A 13,585-nucleotide genomic window follows, 5' to 3' on the forward strand; every position below is an offset into this window, starting at 1 on the left:
GGGGTCCATGATGGCGATGACGGCGGCGCCCGGCTTGTAGCCCTTCAGCTCGGCATCGGTCGGCCGGCGCACTTTCAGCGCCACGTCGGCCCGGCCCGCGTCCGACGCCTTGCCGATCACGGCACCCACCGCAGCAAAATCCTGGTCGGGGATGCGGGAGCCGAGACCGGCGCCCTTCTCGACGATCACGTCGAAGCCGAGACCAGCCAGACGTTTGACCGTTTCCGGCGAGGCCGCGACGCGCGGCTCGTTCGGGTCAAGCTCACGAGGGATGAACACTATTTGTCCCACCGGACGATCCTTTCGGCTGGAACCTTGATTACGCAAGGCGTCGGCCGGACGTCCGGCGACGTCGAGGGCGATGGGCTTGGGAAGTCTACCGCAGAATGAGAGTGCCGATGGCCGTGATCAGGATGAACACGATGAGGCCCGAGAAGAAGCCGCCGACGAAGAAGCCGAAAGCCATGGCGATGAGGATGGCGGCGCAGACCAGCGAGCCGTATTTGGCAAGGCCGAGGAAGGCCTTGTAGGTGCGGTCGTGCTCGGCATAGTCCATCTGCGCGCCAAGCTCGACCGGACCGGCGGGCGTGTGATCAGCCATGGAAGTACCCCTTCGAAAAAGCCTTTGAGGCACATAGCGAAAAGCCGAACCAAGAGCAATGGCGCTATTGCCGCACAGCCTGCGACAACAGCCTCAAATGAAAGTTGAAATTGAACGGCGCGCCCTCGTCCGCGCGGCAAGGGCGACTTCAGCCGGCGAGTTGGGGAAAAAGGCCGAGCAGGCCGACGACGATCAGGTAAAGCGCGACGATGTAGTTGAGGAGCCGCGGCATCACCAGGATCAGCACGCCGGCGATCAACGAGATCAGCGGCGTCAGCGCGATTGAATGAATGGTCATGTCGGAATCCTTTCACTTGACAGGCGATCGCCCGTCCGACGGCTGCGAAGCTTGTCGTGATGCAATTCCGGCCGGAAAACCGCTCACACTTTCCTGGAATTGCTTGCTAACGCCGCAGCCGGCAAAAGGTTCATGGCCCGCGTTCAGGCAGCGGCGCGATAGTATTTCGCCGTCGGCACGATCGAGAGGGGCGTCAGCCGGTTGATGGCCGGATTGCCGAACATCAGCCGCTGCTCCATCGGCGTCGAATTGAAGAACGGCAATCGTTTGAGCGTCAGGCGCATGTTTTCGCCGGCCGGAATTTCGAACAGTGCGAGCGGGGGAAGAACGCCCGGAAATGCTTTAGCCTCCGTCCTCTGCACGGCCTGAAAGTAACGAACGTAAAAAGAGGAATGCTCCATCTTGACCGGCGTCAGCACCGAGTCCTGACCGAAGTAGCAGGACGCGACCATGGCGATCCTGAGCGTCAGGAAAGGCAGCACCCCCGGCGCCGGCGCGCTGTCGGGGTCGGCTGCGAAGCGGGTTCCGTCAATGAAGGTTTCGCCGCGGGCGAGCCGTGGAAGCAAGACTTCGGGATAGGCATCGACCGAAGGCGAGTACGGCTGCGCACTGGTAATATAATGGAAACGCAGTGTGCTGACCAATTGATCATAGCAATAGACACCGAACCGATAGGCGTTGGGTAGATTATCCCAGCGATCCTCGAACATCCCACTCGCGATCGGACCACACATACCTGAGCGCCGATAGGAATTGTAGCGGAGCCGATAGATCGCCTCCTGATCTTCACCCCCCGTGATGAGGCGATATTCGACATGATCCAGCAGTTCCATCATCGACCGGTTGAGCGCGGAGTCCATCCTCGCGCTGGCGTCGGCCGACGCACTCTTCCTCGCAGCATCCATTGTCCGTCCTCGAATTCCGCCTGCGACTAAGGCTATTCGAGTTGAAATGAGACACAAGCTGAAAATTCGATACTGCTGATTTACCTCTTGTTAACCTTAATGCCTGGCCCCAGTTGCGCTGATCATGCGCGAAAAAAGCAAATCCCGACGCGATCGACCGTCTAATACCGACCGGTTGTAACCGATGAAATCATTTCGAATTCAGAGCTTCGAAAGCGCCGAGGCATGCCCAGCCTACACTTGTCCTGTAGCGGCCAATATATTTGGCGGGCTCTCAATACGGGTCGTAATTCTGCGAAGTGGAAGCCGTTTTGCGCTTTGCCCGGGAAATCCGGTCAGCTGGCCGTTCGTTTGCCGGCGATATGCAGGTCCGCGACAAATGGCCATGTGACGCTCGACATCGTCTCGATGCCCGACGCGCTGAGCGCGGCGCCGAACAGAAAGCCTTGCACGAAGTCCGGCTTGACCAGATGAACCAGCGTCTTCAGCTGCTCGAAGGTCTCGACCCCTTCGATGGTGACCGAAAGGCCCAATGTCCGCGACAGGCTGACGATGCCCTTCAGCAGATCGAGCGACTGCCGGTTCTGGTTCATATCGACCAGGAAAGAGCGGTCGATCTTGATCTTATCGAGCGGCAGCTTGTGGAGATAGCTCAGACTGGAGTAGCCGGTGCCGAAATCGTCAAGCGCGATGCGCACGCCAAGCGCCTTCAAGTCCTCGATCGATTCGCGCGTCAGCGATTTGTCATCGAGCAAGGCGGTCTCGGTGACCTCGATTTCGAGCCGGTGCGCCGCAAGGCCCGACTTTGCCAAGGCGTCCCTGACCTTCTGGACGATGTCGCGGCTGCGGAAATCCTTGGCCGACAGGTTGACCGACACGCTTGTCTGCGCCGGCCATTTGGCACATTCGGCGCAGGCTGCCTCCAGCACGAAGGTGCTGATGTCGGAAACGATGCCCATCTCTTCCGCCAAGGGAATGAAGACGCCGGGCGAGATTGGGCCGAGGTCGGGATGGTCCCAGCGGCAGAGCGCCTCGCAACTGGCGATGCGCATGGTGCTGACGGAGACGATCGGCTGATAGACCACGCGCAAATCCTTGGCCTGCACGGCATTGCGCAGGTCGGCCTTCATCAGCTGGCGATTGCGGAAGGCGGCATCCATGGCCGCCTCGAACAGCCGCCAGCTGTTCTTGCCAAGTTCCTTGGCCTTGTAGAGGGCAAGGTCGGCCTTGACGATCATTGCATCAACCTCGGTGTCCTTGACCTTGGACAGCACCGCGCCGCCGCTGGCCTGGATGCGCAAGCCGTGGCCGGCGACGTCCACCTCGCCCTGCAGGTCCGCGAAGATCCGGTCGAGCAGGGTGCCGAGGTGGCTTTCGTCCTCGACGCGGTCGAAGAAGATCATGAACTCGTCGCCGCCGAAGCGGCTGACCGTGATGCCCGGTCCGGCAATCGCCGCGAGACGCTCGGCCACGGCGTAGATCAGCCCGTCGCCGACCGGATGGCCGAGCGTGTCGTTGACGCTCTTGAAGTCGTCGAGATCAAGCACCGCGAGCCCGCAGAGCCGATCCTGCTCGCCGGAGGCCATGGCCTCACGGACCAGCTCGTGGAAATAGGCGCGGTTCGGCAGGCCCGTCAGATTGTCGTAGCGCGCCATGAAGCGTATCTTTTCCTCCGCCTCGACGCGCACCGTCACGTCCTCGAAGGTGATGACGCCGAGTTCCTGGCTGCCTTCGCGGGCGGAGAATTCGTAATGCTGACCATTGGCCAGCGAAACGAGCACCTTGCGGTCGCGGCCTTCGCGCAGGGCGCGCGTCAGCTGCGCCTCGATGTAGCGGCAGTCTTTCGGCGCCAGCATGCCGCCGGCGACGCCGCGCATCAAAAGGCCGTGGATCGAGCGTCCAAGCAAGGCGTCGCCCGATCTCAGCGACATCAGGCGGGCGGCTTCGGCATTGGCCACCGCGACGCGCCCGTCCGGGCCTAGCATGACCAGGCCGTGCGACATGGTGTTGAGCGCGCGATCGAACCGGCGCGTCAGGTTCCCGGCCTGCTTGTGGCCGATGACGGCGGAGAAGAGCACGTTGCGGACATGGTCGGCGCTGTTGATGGTGACGAACGTCAACGGGAAGATCATCAAGCCGAGGACGACAGAAGCCATATCCATGCGCAGGATGAGCGCAAGAGCCGCGGGCCCGACGAGGGTCAAGGAAAAAATCTGGACCATGCGCATGGAGCCGTAGCTTCGTCCGACAACCGTTACCAGGGTCGTCAACGACAACGAGACCGACGCCAGTTCAGCAAATTGATCAGGACGCAGGTAGATCGACACGAAGCAGAATGACCCCAATGCGAGGCCCTGCGCGCTACCTTTGAGAATGTAATTGCGCTCTATCGCTTCTGCCTCTGCGACACTTGCTATGGTGCCGCCCGCTCTATGGAAGCCTCGGATGCTGAAGTACCGCCAGAGGCTGGCCGATAGCATGACGAAAGCCAACGTCAGATAAAGCAGATCCTGCGTACGCAGGTAGACCATGAACCCGAGAATCCAGTAGCATACGCCGCCGATCGCAACCATGCCGGCGTTGTCGAACAATGCCCGCACGAACTGGATATAGACATCCGCCGGGATGTTCTCGGTCTTTGTTCTACCCATGCCGCTGGCCCAACGCTACGCCTTGTCATGCCACACCCGCCTTAAGAAAGGCTTAGAACGGCGTTCAATCCCGGTTGCGGAGGGTTGCAGCAGGCGGGACAGACCAGGGAATCCGGGAGTTCTGGCGCGCCGTCAATGCGCCGGCGCGGTCACTCGGCGGCGCGAAGCGTCGGCTCCGCCGGAGCCTGGGCCAGGCGCTCGATCAAGCGCGAGCGCTCGCCCGCCGCCTTCGCGGCGCTGGCCTGCCGGACATGGCCGTAGCCGCGGATCAATGCCGGCACGGAGGCCAGGGCCGTCGCGGCCTCCACCCTGCCCGGCGCCAGCGCGCCGGCGATGAGGTCGAGATCGGCCTCATACTCGCTCAGCAATTGCCGCTCCATGCGCCGCTCGGCCGTGTAGCCGAAGAGGTCGAAGGCGGTGCCGCGCAGGCCCTTCATCGCCGCCAGGAGCCGAAAGCCCTTCATCATCCACGGGCCGAAGCTCGATTTCCTGGGCTTGCCGTCATTGCCGCGGCGGCCGAGGATCGGCGGCGCGAGATGGAATTCAAGCCTCTCGTAGCTCTGGAACTGCTTGGCGAGGTCGGCGGCGAAAGTGCCGTCGGTATAAAGACGCGCCACCTCATAGTCGTCCTTGATCGCCATCAGCTTGAAGAGGTTTTTCGCCGCCGCTTCAGTCACCACCGTCGAGCCTGGAATCGCCTTCGCCTCGGCGGCGCGCAACGCCGCCACGCGGTCGGCGTAGCGCCTGGCGTAGGCGGCGTTCTGGTAGGCGGTGAGGAAGGCGACGCGGCGGGCGACGACATCGTCCAGCGTTTCGGCCGGTTTGGACGCAGGCTTGCCGGTCTGGGCGACCAGGCCACGCACGAAATCGGGCTGATGCGCGGCGCGGCGGCCCCAGCGGAAAGCCGCGATATTCATCGCCACCGCTTCGCCGTTCAATTCTATCGCCTTTTCAACGGCTTCGGCCGAAAGCGGCAGGCCGCCATGCTGGAAGGCGAAGCCAAGCATGAACATGTTGGCGCCGAGCGAATTGCCGAACAGGGCGGTCGCGGTGCGGGTGGCGTCGAAGAAATGCGCCTTGTCGTCGCCGGCAGCCGCCCGGATCGCCTTCTTCAGCCGCTCGACCGGCAGCGAGAAGTCGGCGGAACGGGTGAATTCGCCGGGCATGATCTCGGCGGTGTTGGCGAGGAAGATCGTGTGGCCCTCGCGCACCGCGCCCAGCACCTTCTTGGCGCCGGAGACGACGAGATCGCAGCCGAGCACGAGGTCGGCCTTGCCGGCCGAAACGCGAATGGCGTGAATGTCCTCAGGCGTCGGGGCGATGCGGACATGGGTGAAGACCGAGCCGCCCTTCTGGGCGAGGCCCGCCATGTCGATCATGCCGCAACCCTTGCCTTCCAGATGCGCGGCCATGCCGAGCACCGCGCCGACGGTGACGACGCCGGTGCCGCCGACGCCGTCGATGATCGCCGCCCAGCCCTGGTTGCCCATGCGGAATTCCACCGGCGCGGGCACGCCGTCCAACGGATCGGCCCTGCCGGCAATGCCTTCGGCCTTCCTGATCTTGCCGCCATGCACGGTGACGAAGGACGGGCAGAAGCCGTTGAGGCAGGAAAAATCCTTGTTGCAGCTCGACTGGTCGATGCGGCGCTTGCGGCCGAATTCGGTCTCGACCGGCTGGATCGAGACGCAGTTGGACTGTACGCCGCAATCGCCGCAGCCTTCGCAGACCAGCTCGTTGATGAAGACGCGTTTGTCCGGATCGGGGAAGGTGCCGCGCTTGCGCCGGCGGCGCTTTTCCGCGGCGCAGGTCTGATCGTAGAGCAGCACCGAAACGCCTTTCACCTCGCGCAATTCTCGCTGGACGAGATCGAGATCGTCGCGGTGGTGGATGGTTATGCCGGCCGGGAAATCGGCCTTGCCGGCATATTTGCCAGGCTCGTCGGTGACGACGGCGATGCGCTCGACGCCCTCGGCGCGCACTTGCCTGGCGATCATGTCGACGGTCAGGCCGCCCTCATGCGGCTGGCCGCCGGTCATGGCGACAGCATCGTTGTAGAGGATCTTGTAGGTGATGTTGGCGTCGGAGGACAGCGCGAAGCGGATCGCCAGCACGCCGGAGTGGTTGTAGGTGCCGTCCCCGAGATTCTGGAAGATGTGGTCGCGCTTGGAGAACGGCGCCTGTCCGACCCATTGCGCGCCCTCGCCTCCCATGGCGGTGAAGCCGACGGTGTTCCTGTCCATCCACAGCGCCATGAAATGGCAACCGATGCCGGCGGCGGCGAGCGAGCCGTCCGGCACCTTGGTCGAGGAATTATGCGGGCAGCCCGAGCAGAAAAAGGGCGTGCGCGAGCCGATATCGAGCGTGTCGGCGAGCATCGCCTGGAACTGGCGCAGCTTCGCCACCCGCGCCGCGATCTCCTCGGACGGGCCAATGGTGCGCAGGATCCGCTCGCCGAGCGCAATCGCTATTTCGTTCGGATCCAGCGCGCCCTTGGCCGGAAACAGCCAGTCGCCGCGCTCGTCCTTCTTGCCGACGATCACCGGCTGGGTGGCGGTGCCGTAGAGGTTCTCGCGCAGCTGCACCTCGATCAGCGAGCGCTTCTCCTCGACGACGACGATGGTGTCGAGGCCGCGGGCGAAGTCGGCGATGTGCTGGAAATCCAACGGCCACGGACAGCCGACCTTGAACAGGCGGATGCCGATGCGGTTGGCGGCCGCTTCGTCGATGCCGATATCCTCCAGCGCCTGGCGGACGTCGAGATAGCTCTTGCCGATAGTGATGACGCCGAGCTTGGGATTGCGGCCCCCGGAATAGACGATGCGGTTCAGCCCATTGGCCTGGATAAAGGCCGAGGCGGCGGCGCGCTTGTACTCGTGCAGCCGCTCTTCCTGGCCGAGCATGTCGATCTCGTGGCGGATGTTCAAGCCGCCCGGCGGCATGTCGAATTCGGGAATGACGATACCCAGACGCTCGATCGAGGCGTCGACTGAGGCCGTCGATTCGATATTGTCCTTGACGCATTTGATCGCCGCCCAGGTGCCGGCGAAGCGCGACATGGCAAAGCCGTAGAGGCCGTAGTCGATGATCTCCTGGACGCCGGCCGGATTGAGGATCGGCACCATGGTGTCGACAAAGAGGAATTCCGTGGCATGCGCGTTGGTCGAGGATTCGGCCATGTGGTCGTCGCCCATCAGGGCAAGCACGCCGCCATGCTTGGAAGAGCCGGCAAGATTGGCGTGGCGGAAGACGTCGCCGGACCGGTCGACCCCCGGGCCCTTGCCGTACCAGATCGAAAAAACGCCATCATGCGTGCCCTCGCCCAGTAATTCGGTCTGCTGCGAGCCCCAGCAGGCGGTGGCGGCGAGTTCCTCGTTGAGGCCCGGCTGGAAGACGATGTCGGCTTTCGCAAGCTGCTTCTTCGCCCGCCACAGCTGCATGTCGAGGCCGCCTAGCGGCGAGCCGCGATAGCCGGAAACGAAGCCCGCGGTGTTGAGGCCGGCGCGGCGGTCGCGCTCGCGCTGCATCAGAAGCATGCGCACGACGGCCTGCGCGCCGGATAGGAAGATGCGCTCCTTGCCAAGGTCGAACTTGTCGTCGAGCGCGACGTCGTGCAGCGTCATCAGGTATTTCCTCTGCGGAGGCGCCTCAAATCAGGCAGCCAACGTCGGAGTGGGACGTCGCAGTCTTTCGTCCCTAGGCGGTGAGGTCAAACAAAATCACAGAGGCCAGATAACACGCAACAAACGGTCTGGCGAGTGGCCGGCGGCGCATGCAAGATCATGCTAACCGCTTTGTGAGGAACAAAAATTTCGCGGCTCAGGTCGCTTTGGAGCAATCCGGCTTCTGGGCATCGGGCAGCTTGCCGTCGGGATGGCCGGCAAGGTCCGGGTTGAGCTCGTATTTCGGCCCGATCACCAGTGGCCGGTCCGGCAGCATCGTCTGGTCCTCGGACGAGGTCATCGTGGTATCGATGCTCTGCAGCAGCGTGCCGCTCGCATCCTCGATGCGGATCGAGACGGAATAGGGTTTATCTTTGACCACGCAGGTGAGCGGCGGGCTGGTGAGCGTGATGTGCGGCAGCTTCGGCCAGATCTTCTGGTTGACGATGAGCGGGTCGCCGCCGGCGGGATTCTGGAAGCTCACCACCGCGACCTGACCGTCGACCATCGGCCGCAGCGGCTTCAGCGTGATGACATAGGTGGCGATGGCCAGCCGGTAGTTGAACTCGAACAGTTTTCCCGAGATGGCGAAGAGCTGGTCCTTGCCGGTGTCGCGGCAGGCGCCGAGCGCGACAGCGGCGACCAGAGCGGCGCCGATCAAAGCCGAACGCGACAGTTTTCTAAGCATTGGGAACCTCCCTCCCCGCCGTGCGGCGGCGGTAATAGCGGTTTGCCTTCTGGCGGTTGCCGCAGACAGCCATGTCGCACCACAAGCGGCTGGCGTTGCGGCTGCGGTCGACGAACAGCCAGCTGCAATTGGGGCAGATCCTCAGCCTCGCCACCGTTTCGTCGCGCAGCAGCGACAGCGCCGAGACGGCCAAAGCCGCCTCGAAGGCGATTGGCGTTTGCGGGTCGCCGAAAGGCTGGCCCGGAGTCCGGATCTCGGTCGCGCTGCCCGACAGCCCGCTGGCGCAGGCCGTGAGGAAATCCGGCAGGTGGCTTGTCGCCACCGCGCCGTTCGATACGGCATGGCGAAACAGGCGGTCAGTCGCCTCGCGGATCGAGATGACGGTTGGCTTGATCTCGCCCGGCTCCGGCGCCCGCAGCCGCCGGCCGCCGAGCTCGGCGGCGCGGAAGCCGCTTGCCGCCTCGGCGAAACGGGCGATCTCGGCCGGATCCTCGAAGCGGTCGAAGGACTTTTGCGGATCGTTGCGCAGCACCACGGTGTTCGCCGTATCGAGCGCAAGAATGCCGCCGGTGAAGCGGTGCGGGGTCCAGGAAACCGTCATAAGGGAAATCTAACCGATAAAACGCATTTGACAAGTTAGATTCCGAATGTAACGCTCCATGCAGGTCGCGTCATGCGGCCCCAAGGACGCCGCATGCTCTATTTCTTCCAGCAGGTGCTGAACGGGCTGCATTCAGGCGCGCTCTACGCGCTGCTCGCCTTCGGCTATGTGCTGACCAACGGCATCCTGCACCGCACCAACCTAGCCTATGGCGCGCTGTTCGCCTTTTGCGGCCAGACGATGATCCTGACCGCCGCCTTCGGCTATCAGGCGCTGTGGCTGACGCTCGCCGCCGCGGTGGCGCTCGGCGTGGCCGCGGCCCTGCTCTACGCCGCGCTGATCAGCCACGTCCTGTCGCGCAGCGTGTTCGAGAGGCTCGCCGACCGCTCGCCCAACGCCATCGTGGTGACGACGCTCGGCATCTTGATCTTCCTGTCGGAGGCGAGCCGCATCGCCGCCGACACGCATGATCTGTGGCTGCCGCCGATGCTCGCCGATCCCGTCATTTTCGCCGAAGGTGAAGGGTTCAAGGTCACGCTCACCGTCATCCAGCTGCTTGACTGCGCGGGGGTCGTCGCGCTGGTGGCGCTGGCGGCCTGGCTGTTTTCGCATTCGCGCTTCGGCCGCGCCTGGCGTGCCGTCTCCGACGATCCGCAGGCAGCGGCTATGTGCGGGGTCGATGTGCGCGCGGTGTTCCGCCGCGCCGTGCTGTTCGGCGGTTTCTGCGCGGCCCTGGCCGGGGTGCTTGCCGGCCTCTACTACGGCAATGTCTCCTTCGGCACCGGGCTGGTCTACGGGCTGAAGATCCTGTTCGTGACGGCGGTCGGCGGCTACCTGTCGCCGCTTCGGGCGGCCCTTGGCGCCGCGGCCTTCGGCATGGCTGAATCGCTCTGGGCCGGCTACTTCCCGCTCGAATGGCGCGACGCCTGGATTTATCTCTTCCTCGTCGCCATGCTGGTGCTGATCGGCGCCGGGCGCGACCAGGCCAAGATCGCCTAAAGCGCGTCGCGATCTTTCAGATTCGCTCCATGAGCTTTAGATTTTTGGTTTTACGCATGTCTTTATCCCGAAACCGGTTCCCACTTTCGGGAGACATGCTTTAAGCATCCCAGACTTTGGTTGCATGACGCATCGTCAGGCGGCGGCATTCCGCCTCTGCGCGGCTTATCGATCTGTTCGGCGCGGCTTTGCCATGTTGACCTGCCGGACCACGCACTGCATACCGTTGGGCCAGGCGACGCGACACCGGAGGGGGAATCGGGCGCGCCGCATTGTCAGGGAGGATATGCATGGCAGGGCTTCTCGCTCTATCCAGGACGATCGACCGCATCAACGAGTTCATCGGCCGGTGGGTCTCCTGGCTGATCCTGCTTGCGATCCTCGTGAGCGCCGGCAATGCCGTCATCCGCAAGGTGTTCGACACCTCGTCCAATGCCTGGCTCGAGCTGCAATGGTATCTGTTCGGCGCCGCCTTCATGCTGGCCGCGGCCTACACGCTGAAGCAGAACGACCATATCCGCATCGACATCGTCTACGGCATGTTCTCGCGGCGCGTGCAGCACTGGATCGACCTCTTCGGCCACCTGTTCTTCCTGATGCCCTTCGTCGTGCTGATGGTGGTCTATTTCGTGCCTTATGTGTCGCTGTCCTTCCACAGCGGCGAGATGTCGACCAACGCCGGCGGCCTGATCGTCTGGCCGGCCAAGGCCATCCTGCTCGTCGGCTTCTTCCTGCTGGCCCTGCAAGGCGTTTCCGAGATCATCAAGAAGATCGCCATTATGCGCGGCGACATGGACGATCCCAATCCCTTCATATCGGCGCATGAGCAGGCCAGGCTCGAGGCGGAGGCCTTGGCCGAGGAAGCCAAAGCCATTGCCGGCGAGGTCCGCCCATGATCGAGTTCATCGCGCAGAACATGGCGCCGATCATGTTCGCCTCCCTGATCATCTTCCTTTTGATCGGCTACCCCGTCGCCTTCTCGCTCGCCGCCAACGGCCTGCTGTTCTTCTTCATCGGCGTGCTGGTCTCGCCCTATTCCGGCGGGTCGATCAACCTCGCCTGGCCGCTGCTGCATGCGCTGCCGGACAATTTCTACGGCACCAGGGTGATGTCCAACGACACGCTGCTGGCGATACCGTTCTTCACCTTCATGGGCATCGTGCTCGAACGCTCAGGGATGGCCGAAGACCTCCTCGACACGATCGGCCAGCTGTTCGGGCCGATCCGCGGCGGCCTTGCCTATGCGGTCATCTTCGTCGGCGCGCTGTTGGCCGCAACGACCGGCGTGGTGGCGGCCTCGGTCATCGCCATGGGGCTGATCTCGCTGCCGATCATGTTGCGCTACGGCTATGACCGGCGGCTGGCGGCGGGCGTCATCGCGGCCTCCGGCACGCTTGCCCAGATCATCCCGCCCTCGCTGGTGCTGATCGTGCTCGCCGACCAGCTCGGCCGCTCGGTCGGCGACATGTATGCCGGCGCCTTGATCCCGGGTATCGTGCTGACCGGCATCTACATGCTCTACATCCTGATCATGTCGATCGTCCGGCCGAACTCGATGCCGGCGCTGCCGCTCGAGGCCCGCACGCTCGGCCACGGCGTACTGTCGCTGATCGTGGCGCTGCTGATTGCCGGCGCGATCTCCTACGGCGCCTATCGCTATCTTGCACCGACACAGGGCGACAATGCCGACATCCTCGGCTTCGCCGTCGGCGTCATCGTCATCTATGTCGCCGCCATCGTCGACCAGCGGCTGCGCATCAACATGATGTCCAAGCTGGCGCAGCAGGTGGTTATCGTGCTGATCCCGCCGCTGGCGCTGATCTTCCTGGTGCTGGGCACGATCTTCCTCGGCATCGCCACGCCGACCGAGGGCGGCGCCATGGGCTCGGTCGGAGCATTGATCATGGCGGCGGCCAAGGGGCGGCTGACGCTCGACGTCGTCAAACAGGCGCTCGCCTCGACGACCAGGCTTTCCTCCTTCGTGCTGTTCATCCTGATCGGCGCGCGCGTCTTCTCGCTGACCTTCTACGGCGTCAACGGCCACATCTGGGTCGAGCATCTGTTGACCTCGCTGCCCGGCGGCGAGACGGGCTTCCTGATCGGCGTCAACATCCTGGTCTTCGTGCTTGCCTTCTTCCTCGATTTTTTCGAGCTCGCCTTCATCATCGTGCCGCTGCTGGCGCCCGCCGCCGACAAGCTCGGCATCGACCTGATCTGGTTCGGCGTGCTGCTCGGCGTCAACATGCAGACCAGCTTCATGCATCCGCCATTCGGCTTCGCGCTGTTCTACCTGCGCTCGGTCGCGGCCCGCGTGCCTTACCTGGACAGGATCACCGGCAAGCAGATCGCGCCGGTCTCTACCGGGCAGATCTATTGGGGCGCCGTGCCGTTCGTCTGCATTCAGGTGATCATGATCGGGCTCACCATCGCCTTCCCGCAGATGGTCATGCGCTACAAGGGAGCGGCGGTGGAGCCCAGCACGATAGACCTGAAGCTGCCCGACATGCCTTCGCTGTCGCCGCTCGGCACGCCGCCCGCCAATAACGGCGCGGCGCCCGCGAATGGCGGCGCGCCGGCGGCGCCAGGCACGCCCGACCTGTCGCAGCCGCCCAGCTTCGGCGACGCGCCGGCCAAGCCGGCGGCACCGGCGCCCGACCTCTCGCAGCCGCCCAAATTCAACTAGGACATTTCACCGTTTCACAGAAACGCCGAAATGTCCTATCTCTTTGTTTTGACGCAATTTCGGACGGAAAACCGCTTCACACTTTTCCTGAAATTGCTCTGAGGTGGACCATGAGAGCCGTGCGGTTGGAAGCGGTGGGCAAGATCGGGTTGCGCGAGATTCCCAAGCCCGTTCCCGGACCCGAGGATGTTCTCGTGCGCATCGAGGCCTGCGGCGTCTGCGGCACCGACCGGCACCTTTTCCACGGCGAGTTCCCCTGCACGCCGCCGGTGACGCTCGGCCATGAATTCTCCGGCATCGTGGAAGCCGTCGGCGCGGCAGTGTCCGGCATTGCCGTGGGCGACCGCGTCACCGGCGATCCCAACATCTCCTGCGGGCGCTGCGCCCACTGCCATGCCGGCCGCGTCAATCTCTGCAGCAATCTCAGCGCCATCGGCATCCATCGCGACGGCGGCTTTGCCGACTATGTGCTGATGCCGCACAAGCAGGCCTTCCGG

General features: G+C 63.8%; 10 protein-coding genes and 2 pseudogenes. 4 read left to right on the plus strand and 8 right to left on the minus strand.

Going from position 1 to position 13,585, the window contains the following annotated elements; genetic code table 11:
- The 8 genes and pseudogenes from EOA23_RS23535 to EOA23_RS23570 form a co-directional block, all read right to left on the minus strand.
- A pseudogene (locus tag EOA23_RS23535) lies at window positions 1-291 on the minus strand (NAD(P)(+) transhydrogenase (Re/Si-specific) subunit alpha); the annotation flags it as partial.
- Between the two features lie 85 nt (window positions 292-376).
- A complete protein-coding gene (locus EOA23_RS23540; RefSeq protein ID WP_042645175.1) occupies window positions 377-601 on the minus strand; it encodes an aa3-type cytochrome c oxidase subunit IV in 225 nt (74 codons plus the stop codon).
- Between the two features lie 148 nt (window positions 602-749).
- Window positions 750-899, minus strand: coding sequence for a DUF3096 domain-containing protein (locus EOA23_RS23545; protein ID WP_082056395.1), 150 nt, complete (start codon window positions 897-899; stop codon window positions 750-752).
- Window positions 900-1,042: 143 nt separating this feature from the next.
- The gene (locus tag EOA23_RS23550) at window positions 1,043-1,804 is read right to left on the minus strand and encodes a hypothetical protein (RefSeq protein WP_126063116.1); all 762 of its coding nucleotides are present in this window, start codon (window positions 1,802-1,804) and stop codon (window positions 1,043-1,045) included.
- Between the two features lie 335 nt (window positions 1,805-2,139).
- Window positions 2,140-4,455 carry an EAL domain-containing protein gene (locus tag EOA23_RS23555; RefSeq protein ID WP_126063117.1) on the minus strand — a complete coding sequence of 772 codons (2,316 nt, stop codon included), beginning with the start codon at window positions 4,453-4,455 and terminating at the stop codon, window positions 2,140-2,142.
- A 149-nt stretch (window positions 4,456-4,604) separates the two neighbouring features.
- A pseudogene (locus EOA23_RS23560) lies at window positions 4,605-8,090 on the minus strand (indolepyruvate ferredoxin oxidoreductase family protein); the annotation flags it as partial.
- A 184-nt stretch (window positions 8,091-8,274) separates the two neighbouring features.
- Entirely contained in the window at window positions 8,275-8,805 is a 531-nt protein-coding gene (locus EOA23_RS23565) for a hypothetical protein (protein WP_042645179.1), read from the minus strand.
- On the minus strand, window positions 8,798-9,406 hold the full coding sequence (locus EOA23_RS23570) for a CGNR zinc finger domain-containing protein (RefSeq protein WP_127305906.1): 609 nt from the start codon (window positions 9,404-9,406) through the stop codon (window positions 8,798-8,800). Before EOA23_RS23570 ends, EOA23_RS23565 begins: the two co-directional genes overlap by 8 nt.
- A 93-nt stretch (window positions 9,407-9,499) precedes the next feature.
- Here EOA23_RS23570 and EOA23_RS23575 point away from each other — a divergent pair, with 93 nt between their 5' ends.
- The 4 genes from EOA23_RS23575 to EOA23_RS23590 form a co-directional block, all read left to right on the plus strand.
- Window positions 9,500-10,405 (plus strand): branched-chain amino acid ABC transporter permease, encoded by a 906-nt coding sequence (locus tag EOA23_RS23575; RefSeq protein WP_127305907.1) that lies wholly within the window; start codon window positions 9,500-9,502, stop codon window positions 10,403-10,405.
- A gap of 290 nt (window positions 10,406-10,695) precedes the next feature.
- Window positions 10,696-11,301, plus strand: coding sequence for a TRAP transporter small permease subunit (locus EOA23_RS23580; protein WP_127305908.1), 606 nt, complete (start codon window positions 10,696-10,698; stop codon window positions 11,299-11,301).
- Window positions 11,298-13,088: a TRAP transporter large permease subunit gene (locus EOA23_RS23585; RefSeq protein ID WP_189341683.1), complete on the plus strand. Its 1,791-nt coding sequence runs from the start codon at window positions 11,298-11,300 to the stop codon at window positions 13,086-13,088. Before EOA23_RS23580 ends, EOA23_RS23585 begins: the two co-directional genes overlap by 4 nt.
- 110 nt (window positions 13,089-13,198) lie before the next feature.
- Window positions 13,199-13,585: alcohol dehydrogenase catalytic domain-containing protein (locus EOA23_RS23590; RefSeq protein WP_189341684.1), on the plus strand; the 387-nt coding region annotated here is incomplete at its 3' end.

The sequence above is a fragment of the Mesorhizobium sp. M2A.F.Ca.ET.042.01.1.1 genome (assembly GCF_003997405.1).
Taxonomy (GTDB): Bacteria; Pseudomonadota; Alphaproteobacteria; order Rhizobiales; family Rhizobiaceae; genus Mesorhizobium.

What these genes read in the sequence shown, in the direction of transcription:
- EOA23_RS23540 (WP_042645175.1), bottom strand. Translation starts at nt 601, where the DNA reads ATGGCTGATCACACGCCCGCCGGTCCGGTCGAGCTTGGCGCGCAGATG.
- EOA23_RS23545 (WP_082056395.1), bottom strand. Translation starts at nt 899, where the DNA reads ATGACCATTCATTCAATCGCGCTGACGCCGCTGATCTCGTTGATCGCC.
- EOA23_RS23550 (WP_126063116.1), bottom strand. Translation starts at nt 1,804, where the DNA reads ATGGATGCTGCGAGGAAGAGTGCGTCGGCCGACGCCAGCGCGAGGATG.
- EOA23_RS23555 (WP_126063117.1), bottom strand. Translation starts at nt 4,455, where the DNA reads ATGGGTAGAACAAAGACCGAGAACATCCCGGCGGATGTCTATATCCAG.
- EOA23_RS23565 (WP_042645179.1), bottom strand. Translation starts at nt 8,805, where the DNA reads ATGCTTAGAAAACTGTCGCGTTCGGCTTTGATCGGCGCCGCTCTGGTC.
- EOA23_RS23570 (WP_127305906.1), bottom strand. Translation starts at nt 9,406, where the DNA reads ATGACGGTTTCCTGGACCCCGCACCGCTTCACCGGCGGCATTCTTGCG.
- EOA23_RS23575 (WP_127305907.1), top strand. Translation starts at nt 9,500, where the DNA reads ATGCTCTATTTCTTCCAGCAGGTGCTGAACGGGCTGCATTCAGGCGCG.
- EOA23_RS23580 (WP_127305908.1), top strand. Translation starts at nt 10,696, where the DNA reads ATGGCAGGGCTTCTCGCTCTATCCAGGACGATCGACCGCATCAACGAG.
- EOA23_RS23585 (WP_189341683.1), top strand. Translation starts at nt 11,298, where the DNA reads ATGATCGAGTTCATCGCGCAGAACATGGCGCCGATCATGTTCGCCTCC.